Source organism: Streptomyces sp. NBC_00223 (assembly GCF_036199905.1).
In the GTDB taxonomy this organism is placed as follows: Bacteria; Actinomycetota; Actinomycetes; order Streptomycetales; family Streptomycetaceae; genus Actinacidiphila.
The window spans coordinates 3,741,100-3,758,204 of sequence record NZ_CP108109.1; the positions used below are offsets into that span (position 1 = coordinate 3,741,100).

The window sequence follows — 17,105 nt, forward strand, 5'->3', positions numbered from 1 at the left end:
CCGAGCCGAGAGCTCGAACTCTTCTGCCAACCGTGAGAGGTGCTCGTTGACTCCGCCACGAGGTAAAGGCCATTCCCGAACGAAATACACCCGACAGTCCGAAGACGCGATACGCACGACGATCGCCAAGGCACCTGCTGATCAGCGCCGCCTCGCGGACGGCCGCGATACAGAGACCGTCGTCATCGGTATGGCCCGCGAATGGGAGGAGATCCACGGCGGCAGTTTCGAATGCAGACCCACTGGCAGCCGATGGGCTCATCTCTCTGACGACGCATGGGTAATCGGCGGCTACCGTCCCACCGGCCTCAGCACGGATCTGTGTTCCATCAGCGACCACGCCATGGCACGAACCTTCGCATCGGGCTACCGCCAGGCGATCATCGGTAACGCGCCACCCCTGGCCTACTGGACCAGCATCACCATGCTGGAAGACGTAATACCGATCACGCTCGCCGTCCTCGACCGCGAGCTGACCGGTGCCGTCGCCTGCCTCGACTGGTACCTCCAGACTCCCTGCTGGTCCCGACTGTGCCGCCAGCATCCGGACAGTGACGGCGATATCCCCTTCTGCGGCTCACCGACCTGCGCGACGGCATCACCGGACACTGCTTGCGACTGCGTGTGCGGCGGCGCGAACCACGGGATGGGAGAAAATCTCCTCCATTCTCTGCGACCCAGTGCACCTGACTGGTCTGTTGCGCCAGCACCGGTATGGCAGCCGGGTTCAGGAACGGTAGAAGTCGACCGTGAGCACCGACGTGTGGCTGGGCGGGACCCCTTCGGCCGGCACGGCACTCGTGTGCGCTCGCCGTCGATGGCGTGGACCCGCCCAGCCACAGCACTTCCCGGCACCACCGCTGAAGCGACAACCACGCAGGAGAGACAACCGTGACAGATGAACTACTTGTCCTCTGCGACAAGTAGTTCAGGAGACCCGCACCGTTCTCCCCAATCAACCTGCTGGTTGATCGACCGCTCCCCCTGAATCGGATGTGCCTGCGGCGTACGATGCCGTACGCCGCAGACCGGAGAAACTTGCGCTGTTACACACTTTTCATACCCGAGGGTACGAGCGCGGCACAGCAATACGACTCGTTGGCGGGGCAGTGCTTGCCACCTATTCGTCCAAGTGCTCCAACGGGATGGGCGCATCGAAGACGTCAACGACGAACTCCGACGTGCCGCTCCCCTCGAAGTCGACATCCCGATCGCTGTGCAGCAGCGTATGGATCCTCACCCAATGCCCCTTGTCGCTCGCGGCCTCCGCCACGTTGAGCGCGCTACTGACCGGCGGCCCGCGGCCTTGCGACAGTTGCGCGCTCGTCCAGGTCCGCAGGAGCTTTGCCTCCGCTGGGAACTCCCACGTACGAGGCTCGGCGCTGGCCGGCACGGAGACCTCGTCACTGAGCAGCTGGAGAACCCACCGGACTCCACCATCGCTGTGACGCTCGTTCGAGATGCGGACCCCGAGCCCGATCATGTAGGCGCCCTCAAGGTACTCCTCAAGATCACCGTCTCCGCCGGAGAAATAGACGGCCTCACGAACAACGCTGATCGGTCCGTACCCGTTGAAAGCTCCAAGTACGGGAGCGCACTCGTTCGTGAGGTACTGCTGTGCGGCCATGCGCACCGGGCCGGGAACCTTCTCCAACACCTCCTGCAGGGCCACTTCGTCCCGATCAGCCAAGAAGAAGTTGAGGGCATCGACGAGTTCCCCGGTCAAGTGAAGATCACCCGCCCCGAGCGTAGTGACAGCCTCCAACTGGTCATGGGGATCCTTGACCAGAGCGAATACTCGGCTCCGTCCCGGGCTCGTGTGAGCGATGAACGAATGAATCACTGCCTGTCTCACCTCACGTCGCAGAGGCAGCACCGGAACGCACGCATGCCGGTACCGCCACAAGGAACTGGGAACTTACGTGTCGACGTGTCGCCCGAGGTACACGCTCGTGCGCATGGTCAGCAGGTAGATGGCTGTCAGACCCGGCACTTCGGCCCGGGCCCGCATGGCTACCGTCAAGATACCCGGACACGGCTGTGGCGGCAACGACAGGCTCAGATGCCCACGCCCGGTCTCGCCATCACACCAGCTGTGGCCGCAGGTTGGACCATTCGTCCAGCCGCGCGGTCAGCACAGGGTCCCGGAGGCAACCGCGGTGTTGCTCCGCGGCCCGGATGAGATTCTTGGCCTGGCGCGAGCGGAGCAACTCGGCGCGGGAGCACGAGTGGAGGTCGGAACGGCGGGCGAGATCAGCCGGAGTGCCGGGGATCGCAGCCAGACAGTCGCGGACCAGAGTGTCGGCCTCCGGGACGGTGACCTGATCGGGCACCGGAGCGTAGCGGTCGTGGAGCGCCGCGACGAACCAGGCGCGGGATTCCACTGTGGCCAGGGTGGTGAACAGCCCCTGCCGCTCGCCCTGGTCGAGGAGCCAGAGCTTGAGTTCGATCCAGGGTCCCTGGTTCTCCCCTTGCTGGGAGATGCGGAAGTCGATGATCTGCAGGTGGTAGAGCCACCAGTTGGCCCGCTCCTCTTCCGGCGCGGGTCCACGACGGGCGAGCCAGTCCAACCGCTCCTCCCGCGTGGCCCCGAGTAGGTGCTCGAGACGGTCCAGCTCCGGGCGCCGGTTGGAGGAGCCCTGGGAGCGTACGACGGCTTGCCCAACGGTCAGCGGCGCTCCGATCCGATAGACGGGCAGGTCGTCTGTGCCGGATGACAGGGAGTTCTGTCGCGGGCCGGCCAGGACGGAGACCCCGCTATCCGGTTGCCACAGCTCGCGGAACTCCGGATCGCCGCCCGGCACGTCCCGCAGCGGCCACCGCTCGGCATTCAGCTGTGCCCTTACCTCCCCGAGGTGGGGGAGCGCGGAGGGAACGGGCCATAGGCCAGGGCGGCGTCGTTCAGACGGTCTGACCGGCTTGATGGCGATTCATGTGGCTCGGCTGGCCGCCATATCCGTAGACCGGGCCGGAACGGAGGCAGGCACGGCCTCCGGGTGATCATGAGGTGTCGAGTCCCTGATCACCGCAACGGAAGACCGTGCCTGGCCGCTCATCATCGCCCATCCCTGCCAGTCTGGGCCAGCTCACTACCGCCCGGCCTCCCGCGCCCGAGGAACATCCGGAACTGCTGGACTGTCTCGCCGTGGTACCCGATCCGCGCCGGGCCAAGGGCCGCCGCCATCCCCTCGCCTTCGTCCTCGCGCTGACCGCCTGCGCGGTGCTGGCCGGCGCGAGATCCCTGACCGCGATCGCGGAGTGGGCCGCAGACGCCCCGGCCACCGTGCTTGCCGCCCTCGGCGGCCCGAACCGGGAACCCAGCGGCCCGACCGCTCCGGCCGAGGCCACCGTGCGCCGAATCCTGCAACGCATCGACGGCAACGCACTCGACAACGCGATCGGCACCTGGCTCGCCGCTCGGGACCCCGGCCGCACACCGAGGGACCAGGACCTGTTCAAGCAGTCCCGGCGTTCCCTGGCCGTGGACGGAAAGACGGTGCGGGGCGCCCGCCGCGCGGACGGCAGCCAAGTCCACCTCCTTGCCGCGATGACCGGCACCGGCCTGGTCACCGCCCAGCGCGAGGTGGACGGCAAGACCAACGAAATCACCGTCTTCCGGCCCCTGCTCGCAGAGCTCGACCTGACCGACACCGTGGTCACCTTCGACGCCCTGCACTCCCAGACCGCGCACGCCCGCTTCCTCGTCGAGGACAAGAAAGCCCACTACATCGCCGTGATCAAGGGGAACCAGCCGTTGCTGCACAAACGCCTCAAGCACCTGCCCTGGCGAGACGTGCCGTTGCTGGACAAGACCCGCGCCACCGCGCACGGCCGCAACGAGATCCGCCGGGTCAAGACCGCCACCGTCGCCGACCTGGACTTCCCGCACGCCGCGCAGGCCGTCCAGATCGTGCGCCGCCGCCGCATCGTCGCCACTGGCAAGGTCACTCTCGAACGCGTCTACGCGGTCACCGACCTGGCCGCCGAGCAAGCACAGGCCGACGAAATCGCGCACCACGTCCGCGGACACTGGGGCATCGAGAACCAACTCCACCACATACGCGACACCACCTACGCCGAGGACGCCTCCCGCGTCCGCACCGGCACAGCCCCACGAGCCATGGCCAGCCTCCGCAACCTCGCCATCGGAGCCCTCCGCCTCGCCGGACACACCGGCATCGCCGCCAGTCTCCGCCACCACGCACGCGACGCCACCCGCCCGCTCGCCACCCTCGGCATCACGTGATCAAACCGGACCAAGCGACTGAACGACACCGCCCTGGGCCATAGGCCGCCCGGATCGCAGGGTTGACCGCTTCCGTACCGCCCGTCTCCAGCCGGTGGACCTGAACGGCGAAACCCACTGCCCGCCACGTCCGGTCGGCTCGCCCACGTTCCCAGGTGAACTCGATCAGCCCGTAATCTCGGATCATCGCCTCGCGCGTCCGGTGCTCACCGAAATCCTTTCCCAGTACGGCAGTCACCTGCTCCGGCATGCTGTGAGCGTCGAGGCCCAGGACGGTTCCGGAGCGGAGAACATCGGCGTAGAACTCAAGGTCGCTCACCGGACGCATTCTCCCTCCCAGCAGTCATACGAATCCCGGTTTCGGCCGCACGAGCGCCACACAGCTCCCCAGCTTTGGGGTCGCGATTCCCGGTACGGACCGCGGGGCTGGCCGACAAGCCGTCCAGCATCCAGGCCGGTCCACATTTCACTCCCGTGGTAGGGGCTCGTCGCGCAAGACGCAGACGAAGTCCTCCGCGCGCACGATGCTGAGTTCCAGGCAGGAGGGGCAACGTCAGAACACAACCTCGTGCGTGAAGCCGGACGGATGAACGATCCCGGCAAGGACCAAGGCCTCAGCGACGGCCTGCCACGAGCTGACGTCCGGGCAGTAGCCGGACGACTGATTACTGACCTCGTCGACTGCCCACGGGCCGGACTCCTCGCGGAAGCTGATCTCACCAGCGCCCAGGACCGCTTCACCACCGGCGCACACCACCTGCTCGCCGCGACGCGGCGCGAGCCGCAGCACACTGACGGTATCGGCAACAAAGGTGAAGGGCTCGGACAACTCCTCCCCCGCCCGAGCCAAGACCCACTCGTCGAAGTCTGGCGGCGAACGAATCCGGTGCCCCGCACTGTCCGGTCGGACGAGACCCCTCAAGGCGACCGGTCTGACATAGCGATAGATCTGCCCGCGCATGCCCGTGCTCGCCAACCTGGCCCTGTGCTGGGGCGATGCTCTGGGGATTAAGGGGCCCTGCCATAGATCTTGTGATGCCGTTCTCCGGGAAAGGTCGGGAACCGCTTCTGCGACGATGTCCGTGTGTTCGACTTCGGGGAGAACAAGTTGACATCAATCAGCTGGTAACGGCAGCACGTGCGGGCTGATCGGCCGACGCGGGCACGGAGCTGCCCCGGCGGTCTGGTTCGTCGCGGTAATCGGGAAGTGCTGCACGAGTTCGTTGACGGCGACGGGCTATCTGACGGCACTTCGTTCGGCCGCCTTTGCCCCGCGACGGAAGTTGGCCTTCCGCGAGTAGCAGCCAGTTTTGCGCCCTCAGGGGGAGCAGCGCGCTGAAGGCAGCGCCGCATACGCGTCCCACCCACCCATCCGCGGCGGGACGTTCGTCAAGTCGAGGCGCCCGCTGGGCAGGCGTCGCGCGTCCGCCCCACATCCGAGATTCACCACCACCCGTTGCGGGAGCGCCAGATCGGCGTGTTCCGACGGGTCACCCGTCGATGTATCAATACACCAGCGATATAGAGCGGTTTGAAGGTCCACCAGGCCAGCCATAGCTCGCCGAGAAGCAGGTATCCGAACAACATGAACGTACCTGCGATGCAGCCCGGTCCCCCAGCGGTGCTCGACCTGCGGCGGCGTGACCTGCCGCCGACATGACCGCTGATCGACAACGGACCGGGGAGTGGGAGACGCCAGTTCAGACGCACTGGGCCCTCCCGCTCACATGCAGGACGGCCAACGCAGCCAAGGCGACACGACAATGCATGAATCCCCCAGAAATGACTGTACCGACCGGATATACCCGACCGGCCGTCGCATCTTGCCATACGCGGACACGCAGAGTGCCTGGGATCAACCTGAACCGTTCCGGGTTCAGTGGAGGCTCGATTCTTTGAGAGGATCGAGTCATGGCACGTCCTTCCCCTTATCCCGCTGAGCTTCGGCGTCGTGCGGTGCGCATGGTCGCCGAGGTACGGCCGGACTACGAGACCGAGTGGGCCGCGATGAAGGCCGTCGCGGGCAAGCTCGGCATCGGCGCGGCCGAGACGGTGCGGCAGTGGGTCCGCCGGGACCAGATCGACTCCGGGACCCGGCCCGGGACGACGACGGAGGAATCCGCCCAGGTCAAAGCCCTGAAGAAAGAAGTCGCAGAGCTCAGGCGGGCGAACGAGATCCTCAAGGCGGCCTCGGCTTTCTTCGCGGCCGAGCTCGACCGGCCACATCTTCGCTCGTGACGTTCATCGACGAGCACCGCGACCGCTTCGGCGGCGTCGAGCCGATCTGCACCGTGCTCACCGAGCACGGCCTCAGCATCGCGCCCTCCACCTACTACGCCGCCAAGGTCCGCCCGCCCTCGGCGCGTGCAGTGCGCGACGCGGAACTGAAAGTCCTGGTCCAGGAGGTGTTCGAGGCCAACTACCGTGTCTACGGAGCCCGCAAGATCTGGCACCACCTTCGCCGGCAGGGCCACCAGGTCGCCCGCTGCACGGTCGAGCGGCTGATGCGCGAACTCGGCATCACCGGAGCCGTCCGCGGGAAGAGGATCGTCACCACTGTCCAGGACCGGGCGGCCGAGCGGGCCCCGGACCTGGTCGACCGCGACTTCGTCGCCAAGGCTCCGAACCGGACCTGGGTCGCGGACTTCACCCATGTCGCGGCCTGGGCCGGCACGGTCTATGTCGCTTTCGTCGTCGACACTTTCTCCCGCCGCATCGTCGGCTGGTCCGCGGCTACCACCAAACACACCGAACTCGTCCTGGCCGCGGTGGAAATGGGCCTGTGGCAGCGCGACCGGGAAGGCAGCCGCCACCAGCACGGCCAACTGGTACACCACAGCGACGCCGGGTCGCAATACACCTCTTTCGCCCTCGCTGAACACCTTCAGCGGGAGGGCATCGCCGCCTCCATCGGATCCGTCGGCGACGCATACGACAACGCCCTGATGGAATCCACGATCGGCCTGTTCAAGACCGAACTGATCAAGCCCCGCCGGCCATGGCGAACCCTGGCCGACGTCGAACTGGCCACCGCCGAATGGGTCGACTGGTACAACCACCACCGCCTGCACGGTGAAATAGGCCACATCCCGCCCGCAGAATACGAAGCCAACTACCACCAGACCGACAAGAAACACCAGGTCACAGTCAAGATCTAGAGTCTCCACCGGACCCGGAACGGTTCAACCGCCGACGTCCTGCCCTGGCTTCGTCGCTGTGCCCGAGACCGACCTGCGGAGTCACTTCACCAGGCCGCAGAAGAGGCGCGGTTCCTGGACAAGCCGCTGCCCCTGCACCACGCCGACGCGACCTGCACGATCGATACACGGCCCATACGTCGCTGCGGGCCGGCTACCTCCACTCCGGCGCCTGAACCCGACTCCGCCTCGTACGTACCAGCGCGTCTCGCCCAGACTGTCCCGCCACACCTGAATCGGCCTTGCGAGGGGGCGCTGGTCTCAGTTCTGGTCTCAGTCGCACCGCATTGTGGCGACATTGCCGCAGCGCACGGTTGGCAGGGGCTCCGGTTACGTCAGATGTTCACCGCCTCGGGAGGCACCGAAGCACACCGAGGATTCGAACGGTGCGTGAGTCTCTCTCGAACCGCAGTGGTTGGTTTGGCATGTGGTGTGCGACCGCTACCGGTTGACACCCATCTCCATGCCGCCCACGATACGAGCACAGCCCACACCTGTTCGCGCTGGAGTTGATGCTGCGCGCGGTGGTGTTACTTCGCGCCCCCCAGCGGTGAACATCCGTTGTCCGTCCTCATGGTCACAACCAGCAAGTCCCTCTGCGTCGACCAGTTCGCCGGGAACCGGACAAGGTGAATGAGCCCTCCGTACCGTCGAGGACTCTGCGGCGTGGCCAGTCCCCACCCGCGCTCCGGGTTGGCCTTTGGGCCGCGCCCGGTGCAGGCTGCCTCCGGATCAAGTGGCCGACGTGGCACGGCTGAGCAGTGCGTCCAGTTGCGCCCCCCTCGTGGCGCTCTCGGGTGTGGGTGGATGGTGCCGGTGCTCAGGGCCTCGGCAGGGGCAGGTTGATCGCGTGGTCATCGACGAACACACGGCTCCTCGCCTGGCCGTTGCAGTTCCCCAAGAGTGTCCAGGCCCGTTCGTGAGGGCTTGGCGCCGTTCATTCGGCGGTCAGTTGAAGCGGGAGCTCGGCACTGGGCCCATGGCGCGCCCGTCCTCCGGCTCCCCGACGACCTTGGCCGCCGCGTCGCGCAGGTCGTCGAAGCCCTCCGCCTCCGCGGCCCGCCCGGTCACCAGGGCGATCTCGCCGAGCGGTGCGCTCTCGGCGCAGGCTCGCAGCTTGCGCAGCGCACCGGGTACGTCCCCGGCGTCGAGCTGCGCCCATGCCTCGGCCAACTCGGCGGTGCCGAAGAGGGGTCCGGCGGGCCCGGCGGAGGATGAACGGCGCTGACGTCATGAGAACATGCGGCCGAGCGTCGCAGAATCGTACGGCATCGGGCAATCGAATACCCCGCTCCTGACGCCACCTCGGTCGACGGAATGCCCCGGCGCCGAGGCGGTCGTCTCCCCTGACGCGCCAGGGGAGACGTGAGCCCCGACCGATGCGCGGTCGGGGCATCGTCGTCGCGTGGTTACCGTTGCCGGGCCGCGCGTGCACGCGGCGATCGGATGGGCCCGGTGGGCGAGCGGAGTACGGCAGCAGCTGTTCAGAGACCTCGGAAGCTGTACATGGGCCCGTAGCTCTTCCATGAATGGAGGTCCCCCACGGGCATGATGAGGGCAGCGGTGCCGCCGCAGTCGGCGCTGCGGAAATACGCTATCGACTTGTCCGACAGGTTCAGGTCGGCGAGCACGCCGAACGGGGTGGTGACGCACTCGCTGTCGACGTCCTGATAAATGGCTGCCCGCCCGTTGGTGAACTGCTCCGATTCGAAGACGCAGAGGGTGCCGGACGTGGTGCATCTGCTGTCCCCGGTGCTGACGACGATCGGGCCGGACGTCGCCGTGGCCGATCCTGGCGCGACGCCGAGAAGCAACGCAGCGGACATGGTCGCCACACCGATGGCGGAGCGCTTGAAGCCGAGCTTGCGCATGCCTTTTCTCCTGTCCCGAAGTGGGCCTTTCGTTTGTGGGCGCTGCCAATCCTCACCTCCCTCCCCAGAAATGTTCAATGGTTCAACTAAGTCTGGCTGGTTTACATTCGCCACTCTCAGCCAGTGCCGACGGGCACGAGCCGCTGGTCGGTCCGGACGGAGTTAGTCGGAGTGTTCCGCCACAGGTCAGGAGGCCAGCCCGAGCCGAACCCGCAGACGAACAGTTGGAAAGCGTGTTGGGGGCAACTCCTCACAAGTTCGGATCTCGTGTCCTCCGCCAGTGCTCTCACCGGGCACGACATACCAAGTTCCCACCGTCCGCGGTGGGGTTCCTACCCGTTGTCCGCCATGGTTCGCGTGATCCGTACCCGCTTCGACTGTCGCGGTCAGGGGCGACACCCAGCTCGTCGGCCGGAGCGGCTCGCCGCCGTCGCTGCTGAGCCGGCTCGGGGGCATGAATTCGCTGGAGGCCGGAGGTACCGGCCGGTACTGTCAGCGCCCTGTGGAGACAGCCGGAGGGGACAGTGATGGCGGGCACGACGACTTTGTGGCGGCCCACCGGACCCGAGGAGCTGGCGCTGGTCGAGACGTCAGGCTGGACTCGGTGGCCGCAACGGCTGCCGGAGCAGCCGATCTTCTATCCGGTGCTCAATGAGGACTACGCGATACGAATCGCCCGCGACTGGAACGTGCCCGCCTCCGGCGTCGGCTACGTGACCCGCTTCAACGTCGACACTGGGTTCCTCGCGCGCTACCCGATCCAGCAGGCCGGTGGCCGCACCATCCTCGAACTTTGGGTGCCGGCGGAGGAAGTGGAGGAATTCAACCGCCACATCGTCGGCCTCATCGAGGTCGTCCACGAATTCCGGGCCACGCCGTGACCGGCGACCGACCCGCCGCAGTTCTCCTCACCTCGCGGCAGGGGACCAGCACGACCGCCCTCCTCGCCGACGCCGTGGTCCGTCGGGGCATGGACGTACGGCGTCCGGTGCGCGACCCGCAACCGGCCGGGTCCCGGCGACCGGCCAGTACGGCTGGTACGGCTGCCGGACTCGACCAGCGGATCGCCACCGTCGGCCGGTACGCCGTCCACGGCGGACTCGACACCGCACCGCTGCGCCGCGACGGCCACGAGCGCGAGGTCCGCGCCTTCACCGAACGACTGCTGGCCGCCCCGGGCAAGGATCTGCCGGGCGCGGTCGTAGTCGGCGTCGGGCTCCTCCACAACCCCGACACCAGCCGCCAAGGCTGGGCCGCTGTCGTGGCCAACACGCCCTGGTTCGCCAGCAGTTACTTACTAGGCACTGCCGGTCGGGCCTCGGATCCAGACGGTTCCACCAACCTCGTACCCGCGCTCTCGCCCTCCGTGCGCGCCTCCAGCGAGGAACGGAATGGCTGTTGGAGCTGAGCCCGTTCGTCGTCCGGGATGTTCATCGACCCGGCCAGCACAGCGGCGAGCGCGGCCACATGCGTGTCGTCGACGTCGGAGTCGAACAGCCACCGGATGTTGTCCTCGGCCGTGATGAGGTCGATCGCCGCGCGCCCGTTGCCGTCCCGTGCGGCCGGTGCCCGGACGTATCGCACCCGGTCGATCGGGATGTCCTGATTGATCTCGCCCTGCCCGAGGAACGCGTTCGACTTGGCCGTGATGATGCGGCGATCCGTGACGGCGACCAGATTCCTTGCCGCCCCCTTGTCCATCGTCGGCGCCACCTTCTCCTTTGCTCCGTCGAAGATCGCACCAATCCGAGCGGGGGCATCGAGACCGAGAACACGCAAGGTCTCACCGTCCTCCAGGAACCAGCGCAGCATGCGCAGATACCGGCCCGGATCCAGTGACTTGGGCACGCAGACAACACCGGGAACTACGGGCAGCGGGACCGGCGGGTGGAGGGCGTCGGCAAGAGGCTGGATCGCCTCCAGGAGCTGGGCGCTGGTGAGGCGAGCCTTCTTCGCGTCTTTCCACTTCCCCAGGAGCGGCACTGTTGCGTGTCCAGAAAGCTCCGCGATGATCCGTAGCTCCCGCGTCAGCGAGCCGACGAGGCTTGTCGTCTCGGCCAGGGCGGAGTTGAGCTCTTCACCGGTCTCGCGCTCGATGATCTCGACGAGCCGGGCCTCGTCGGCCTCTTCGCGTCCGACGGCTCTCGCCCGCCCAGCGTGGAGCGTCTGGTACCCCGCCCATGCCTTGAGCGAGGACAGGAGGGCATAGGCGTCGAAGATGATCGCCCTGGCGTTCGTCTCGAGATACTGACGCCGACCGGGTGTGTCGAGCCAGCCGAGCTGCCGGACGTGCTCGCCGACTTTCAACCGGTACGTCTCGCGCTGCGTACGCAGGCCGTCCTCTTTGGCCGCGATTTTCTCCCACTCGGTCGTCGTGACCGACCCGAGCTCCTGGACGCGGCTGACCGCGCGATCGATAGTGTCAACGAGCGCCGTCAGCTCGGCCCACTGACCGAGGCGCATCGTCGTGAGGACCTCGCTCGTCAGCGCGATGTTGGTCCTGACAAGGCCCGCAACTTGGCTCAGCATCATCTGGAGCGCGACCATGGCCAAAGCCGGCCCGATCGCGACCGCGAACTCCGCCGCGCTCACCGCGGTTACGGGAGTCCAACGGACCGCATGGACTATCCGGCCGTTGACGAAGACCGCTCCGAGATTCGCGCCGTCCTTGACGGCGAGCGTTCCGCCGGCGCTCAGCAGTGCCCGCGCCGTGTCGCCGATCTTGTAGACGCCCTCCACGCTGGCGAACGCGGTCGCGAGATTGCCGCCCACGGTCGCCGTGTTGCCGATCGAGGCGAGGGCCGCCGAGATCCGCGTACGGTCGTCGGCCGACAGGAGCCCCACGTCGACCGGATCAAGCTTGAGCTCCGCAACGAGCTCCGCAGGGACCTCCCCGAAGGCGACGGCAACCCCCGGCCGCACCTCCACCAGCACCGTCGATGCCCCCGCCGAGTCGCCACCCGAGTGGGGTGCCGGATCGTCCGCAGCGGCTGAGTCGATGGCATCACTCCGACCGTTCCCCTCCGGCCCGGCGGCCTCCATCGAGTCCGAAAGGTCCTGCATGCGATCTCCTCCCCCAGAGGGCGTACAACGGCCTGACGTCGCCGCCGTCAATTCCCGAACAGTACGGCAGGCCGCCCTGCGGCGAGTGACGTTTCCCAGTGAAGATCACTTCCAGATTCCGTCGAGGACGAGGGCGGCGCGGGCGATGTCGCCGATACGGCTGACGGAGATCATTCGCTGAGAACACGTCAGTGGCCCTCCTCCATGCGAACACGCTCCAAGCACCAGACGGGGCAACAGGCAGGCGACCGTGGGGATGGCCCGAGGGTTGCAGTTCGGGCTGCATTCGCGGCCGTTCAAGGGGGTCCATCTGAGCGATCCACTACCAATGCGTCGCAGGTCAGGACACTAATGCTCGCTCACGTGCCGCCTCAAGACCCGTTGGAGAGCGTGAGGGGTGCAACCCCTCGCGAGTTCGGATCTCGTATCCTCCGCGCCCCGACCGCCAGGGCAGACGATGCCCCGGCCGGGGCACTGTGTGCGTTCTGCAACCGGGTTCCGTCCTGGGGGTGTCTGGGAGTGCGGTGCCACAATGGCCCGGCGCGGAGCCGACCGCGGGGGTGGGTGGCTGTGGGTCGGCCGACGGATTGGCATGTGCTGGATCTGGACCGGGACCCCGTGCCGGGTGATCCGTACGAGGTGAATGAACTCGCCCGCAGGCTGGGGGACTTCGCCGACGACGTCGCCTCCGCGCTGCGCTCGGTCCGCGGGCTGGGCGGTGACACCGCCGTCCAGGAGTGGGCGGGGCTGTCGGGGGAGGAGTACCGCAGCCAGTTCGGTGACCTGCCCGGCGAACTCGACAAACTCGAACGCTCCTACCGCCTCGCCTCCGGCGCCCTCGACGACTACTGGCCCCAGCTCCAGACCGCACAGGCCGACGCCGACCGCGCCCTGGCCCACGGACGCACCGCCCGAGCCGACCTCGACGCCGCCAAGGAACTCGCCGCCCAGGCAGCCGGCCTGCGCGACACCGCCGCCACCACCGCCGAACACGCCCTGCACGAGGCGTCCCACGCCGGCATCCGCAACAAACACTGGTGGGAAAAGGCCGTCGACTTCGTCGCCGACCACTGGGACCAGATCATCGCCGCCTGCAAAATCATCGTCGCCGTCCTCGGCATCGTCGTGATGATCATCGGCGGACCCCTCGCCTGGCTCGTCCTCGCCGCCGCGATCCTCGTCCTCGCCGACACCATCACCAAATACCTCAAAGGCCAAGCCAGCCTCTGGGACGTCCTCTTCGCCGCCCTCGACTGCATCCCCATGTTCAAAGGCCTCACCACCGCAGGCGGCCTCCTCAAAATGGCCCGCGAACTCCCCACCCTCCTCAAATCCGGCAAAACCCTGGAGAACATCGCCAACAGCATCCACAAGGGCGCGGGAGGACTCAGGAACGCCGCGCAGGACATGAAGGACCTCTACAAGGGTCTGCGGTCGGGCGCTGAGGACGAGGCCAAGGCGGGCAGGTCGATGGAGGGCCGCTGCAAGGGCAGTGACCCCATCGACATGGTCACCGGCGAGATGCTGATGTCGCACACGGACGTCCGGCTGCCAGGTCTGCTCCCTCTGGTGATCGAGCGCCATCACGTGTCCAGTTTCCGCTCGGGGCACTCGTTCGGTCCGGCATGGATGTCGACCTTCGACGAGCGACTCGAACTCGACAGCGACGGTGTCGTCTGCGCGAGCGCGGACGGCATGCTCCAGGTCTGTCCGGTACCCGAATCCGGCTGTCCGGTGCTGCCGAGCCACGGCCCGCGACACCCCCTGACCTGGGACGGCACCCCCGGCGGCACGGCGTGATCAGCGACCCCCTGACCGGAATCACCCGCCACTACGGGCCACCGTGCCCGGACTCCGCCGATACCGCCGATGCCGCCGGGGCAACAGCCGTCGTGCTCCCGTTGTGCGCTGTCACCGACCGCAACGGCCACCGTCTCGAATTCCGGCGAACCCCGGAGGGCGCACCCGTCGCTGTCCGCCACTTCGGTGGCTACCACCTGGCTGTCGACACCGAAGACGGTCGGGTCACAGCCTTGCGTCTTCTGGAAACGCCGACGACGCGGCCGATCCCCATCGCAGCACCGTCGTGCGCACGTACTCCTACGACGGCCACCGCCGTGACCTCACCGCGGTAGCCGACTCAGCCGGCCGCCCTTTATCGGCTGACATACGACGGGCGCGGACGCATCACGTCCTGGACCGCCCGGAACGACCGCTGGTCCCGCTACGAGTACGACGGCGCCACCGACCGCGTGGCGCGCGGCATCGGACAGGACGGCGCGATGTCCGCGCGGTTCGCGTACGACGACGTGCGAGGCGTGACCACGATGACCGACGGCCTCGGTCACAGCACCGAGTACCACCACGACGAGCGGCTCCATCTCCTCCGTGTCGTCGACCCGTTGGGCTTTGACGTGCGTACCGTGCACGACGCGTACGGGCGACTGCTGTCCCGTACTGACGAGTTGGGCAACACCTACCGCTTCACTCTCGGCGCGCACGGCCGGCCCAGTGCGCGTGGACCGGCCAGACGGCACCGGCGTCCGGGTCGCGTACGGCGACGACCTCCTGCCGGTCGCCGTCACGGAAGCCGACGGGGCACGCTGGGAGTACGCGCACGACGATCAGGGCAACCTGCTGACCACTACCGATCCGCTGGGCGCGGTGAGTTCGTACGCCTACGACGAGCGCGGGCACCGCGTCGCGCGGACCGACGCTCTGGGCAGCACCTTCCGGTTCGACACGAACGACGCGGGGCTTCCGGTGCGGGTGGTCGATCCGCGCGGCAGCGTCGCCACTGTGCGCAGGGACGCGTTCGGCCATGTCGTGCGGATCGACGATCCGGTCGGCGGGACCGTCCGCCAGGGCTGGAGTCCCGAGGGCCTGCTGCTGTGGTGGGAGCGGGCCGACGGCGGCCGGGAGTCCTGGTCGTACGACGCGGAGGGCAACCTCACCGAGCACCGCGACACGGGTGGGTCCACCACCACGTTCGAGTACGGCGCGTTCGACCTGCCCCGTACCAGGACCGACCCGGACGGCACCCGGTACCGGTTCACCCACGACACCGAGCTACGGCTCACCGCGGTGACCAATCCGCACGGCGACGAGTGGAGTTACCTCTACGACGCCGCCGGCCGCCTGACCGGCGAGACCGACTTCAACGGCCGCACGGTCACCAGCGCGTACGACCCGCTGGGCCGACGGGTGACACGGACCACGCCCAGCGGCGCCACCTCACACTGGTCGTACGACTCGGCGGGCCTGCCCACCTCGCTCGTCACCACGGGCGGTGAGCTGACCTTCACGCACGACGCGGCAGGCCGTGAAACCGCCCGCGGCCTGGGCGGCGCCGCCCGGCTGACGCAGGTCTGGGACGCCGGCCATCGCCTCGTCGAACAGGTCATCCGGTCGGAATCAGCGGGCGGTTCTACGCGATCGTCACGGACCTGGCCGGCACTCCGAGTGAACTCGTCGGCGAGGACGGCACCATCGCCTGGCGGGCCGCCACGAGTCCGTGGGGAAGGCCGCTGGCCGGCGAGGGCGGAGACCTGTGCCCGCTGGCCTTCCCTGGCCAGTACCGCGACCCCGAGACGGGCCTGCACTACAACCTGGCCCGCTACTACGACCCGGACACCGCGAGCTTCCTCTCCCCCGACCCGCTCGGCCTGGTCCCGGCGCCCAATCACCACGCGTACGTCGACAATCCCTTCCGCTGGAGCGACCCGCTCGGCCTGGAGGGCGACAGCACCGAGCCGATGCGCGTCTTCGAAGACTCGACGTACAACAAACACGGCTCGCCGAGCAGTTCATCGGCCAAGGGCGAGATCGGCCGCGCGCCCGCCGACGGCCAAACCGCGTTGGACCGGTCTGTCGCCTTGAATCCGGACAACCCGAACAGCTTCCGGCGACTCGGTGTGGACCACGTGAACAACGAGATCGTGGTCCTGGACAGGCACGAGAAGATCCTGGACAAGGACGGCAATATCATCAAGGAGATCTACCACGGCCATGTGCAGGCCTCGTATCCGTCGAGCAGCATCACGGAAGGCGATCTGACCAAGCTGAAGAGGGCCGGCATGATCAACAACACCAGGAAGCAGCGCGTGCTCCCGCCCAAGTGCGACGGGTGACGGGTGACAGGTGACCGGTGACGGGTGACGGGTGACGGGCGAAGGGCGAGGGGTGGCTATGGCGTCCGAGTACGACTGGGAGAGCGGCCAGGGCGTCCCGCACATCGACAACCCCGCCGAGGTGGACGCCGCGTTCGAGCGCGGTGAGCGTCATCTCGGCTCGGCGGTGATCGGGTTGGCTTTCGCCTGCCCGCTGGCCGAGGCGGCGCCCCGGATTGTCCGGGCGATGCGGTTGTCGGACCCCGATCAGCGGGGGTTCGCTTTCACCGCGGCGGGTGTCGCCGCCCGGCTCAATGGCGAGTTGACGCCTGAGTTGTACGCCGCGCTGCGCGCCGAGGGCGCCGGCGGCTTCGCCGAGGACGCCATCGGGGACACGCTGACATTCGTGCCGTTCGGGAAGCTGCCGCCATGGTTCAAGTGGCGGAAGGTGGTGACGACTGTGCGGAACAAGCTGGAGGGCTGGTGGCTGCGGTCCGAGGACGCGGTCGGGGATGCCTGGCGGGCCCTGCGCGGCCGCCGCTCCTGAGTGGGCGGGCCTTCTCCGCGGCCGGTGTCCTTCCGGCCCGGGCGGGTCGGGACAACCCGCCCGGGCCGGTCG

The 17,105-nt window shown here is 67.7% G+C and carries 14 protein-coding genes and 1 pseudogene; 8 read left to right on the top strand and 7 right to left on the bottom strand.

Annotated features, from left to right (window positions below; translation table 11 throughout):
• Positions 1-46: 46 nt before the first annotated feature.
• A complete protein-coding gene (locus OHA30_RS15600; protein ID WP_328914442.1) occupies positions 47-895 on the top strand; it encodes a hypothetical protein in 849 nt (282 codons plus the stop codon).
• Between the two features lie 225 nt (positions 896-1,120).
• On the opposite strand, the gene OHA30_RS15605 is transcribed toward OHA30_RS15600, so the two are convergent.
• Together OHA30_RS15605 and OHA30_RS15610 are read right to left on the bottom strand one after the other, a co-directional pair.
• Entirely contained in the window at positions 1,121-1,765 is a 645-nt protein-coding gene (locus tag OHA30_RS15605; protein ID WP_328914443.1) for a hypothetical protein, read from the bottom strand.
• A gap of 319 nt (positions 1,766-2,084) precedes the next feature.
• Positions 2,085-2,570, bottom strand: coding sequence for a hypothetical protein (locus OHA30_RS15610; protein WP_328914444.1), 486 nt, complete (start codon positions 2,568-2,570; stop codon positions 2,085-2,087).
• Positions 2,571-3,145: 575 nt separating this feature from the next.
• Here OHA30_RS15610 and OHA30_RS15615 point away from each other — a divergent pair.
• Positions 3,146-4,246, top strand: coding sequence for an ISAs1 family transposase (locus tag OHA30_RS15615; RefSeq protein ID WP_328913296.1), 1,101 nt, complete (start codon positions 3,146-3,148; stop codon positions 4,244-4,246).
• On the opposite strand, the gene OHA30_RS15620 is transcribed toward OHA30_RS15615, so the two are convergent.
• Both OHA30_RS15620 and OHA30_RS15625 read right to left on the bottom strand, forming a co-directional pair.
• Positions 4,239-4,565, bottom strand: a complete 327-nt coding sequence (locus OHA30_RS15620; RefSeq protein WP_328914445.1) for a hypothetical protein — start codon at positions 4,563-4,565, stop codon at positions 4,239-4,241. The two genes, OHA30_RS15615 and OHA30_RS15620, sit on opposite strands and share 8 nt — an antisense overlap.
• 234 nt (positions 4,566-4,799) lie before the next feature.
• Positions 4,800-5,207 (bottom strand): hypothetical protein, encoded by a 408-nt coding sequence (locus OHA30_RS15625; RefSeq protein WP_328914446.1) that lies wholly within the window; start codon positions 5,205-5,207, stop codon positions 4,800-4,802.
• Between the two features lie 950 nt (positions 5,208-6,157).
• Here OHA30_RS15625 and OHA30_RS15630 point away from each other — a divergent pair.
• Positions 6,158-7,404, top strand: a protein-coding gene (locus OHA30_RS15630; protein WP_328911668.1) for an IS3 family transposase whose coding sequence is annotated in 2 segments (ribosomal slippage) — positions 6,158-6,440 and positions 6,440-7,404 — 1,248 coding nt in all. Because the reading frame shifts where the segments join, the coding sequence is not laid out codon by codon here.
• Positions 7,405-8,391: 987 nt separating this feature from the next.
• On the opposite strand, the gene OHA30_RS15635 is transcribed toward OHA30_RS15630, so the two are convergent.
• Together OHA30_RS15635 and OHA30_RS15640 are read right to left on the bottom strand one after the other, a co-directional pair.
• Positions 8,392-8,616: a hypothetical protein gene (locus OHA30_RS15635; protein WP_328914447.1), complete on the bottom strand. Its 225-nt coding sequence runs from the start codon at positions 8,614-8,616 to the stop codon at positions 8,392-8,394.
• A gap of 311 nt (positions 8,617-8,927) precedes the next feature.
• Entirely contained in the window at positions 8,928-9,314 is a 387-nt protein-coding gene (locus OHA30_RS15640; RefSeq protein WP_328914448.1) for a hypothetical protein, read from the bottom strand.
• Positions 9,315-9,841: 527 nt separating this feature from the next.
• Between OHA30_RS15640 and OHA30_RS15645 the strand changes: the two genes are divergently transcribed.
• Entirely contained in the window at positions 9,842-10,195 is a 354-nt protein-coding gene (locus tag OHA30_RS15645) for a hypothetical protein (RefSeq protein WP_328914449.1), read from the top strand.
• A 409-nt stretch (positions 10,196-10,604) separates the two neighbouring features.
• Here OHA30_RS15645 and OHA30_RS15650 read toward each other — a convergent pair whose 3' ends face one another.
• Positions 10,605-12,377: a hypothetical protein gene (locus tag OHA30_RS15650; RefSeq protein ID WP_328914450.1), complete on the bottom strand. Its 1,773-nt coding sequence runs from the start codon at positions 12,375-12,377 to the stop codon at positions 10,605-10,607.
• 594 nt (positions 12,378-12,971) lie between these two features.
• Between OHA30_RS15650 and OHA30_RS15655 the strand changes: the two genes are divergently transcribed.
• The 4 genes and pseudogenes from OHA30_RS15655 (at position 12,972) to OHA30_RS15670 (ending at position 17,033) form a co-directional block, all read left to right on the top strand.
• Complete coding sequence (locus OHA30_RS15655; RefSeq protein ID WP_328914451.1) at positions 12,972-14,177, top strand: DUF6531 domain-containing protein; 1,206 nt, start codon at positions 12,972-12,974, stop codon at positions 14,175-14,177.
• 1,646 nt (positions 14,178-15,823) lie between these two features.
• A pseudogene (locus tag OHA30_RS33995) lies at positions 15,824-16,051 on the top strand (RHS repeat-associated core domain-containing protein); the annotation flags it as partial.
• 249 nt (positions 16,052-16,300) lie between these two features.
• A complete protein-coding gene (locus tag OHA30_RS15665) occupies positions 16,301-16,507 on the top strand; it encodes a hypothetical protein (protein WP_328914453.1) in 207 nt (68 codons plus the stop codon).
• Between the two features lie 58 nt (positions 16,508-16,565).
• Positions 16,566-17,033, top strand: coding sequence for a hypothetical protein (locus tag OHA30_RS15670; RefSeq protein WP_328914454.1), 468 nt, complete (start codon positions 16,566-16,568; stop codon positions 17,031-17,033).
• The last annotated feature ends 72 nt before the right edge of the window (positions 17,034-17,105 follow it).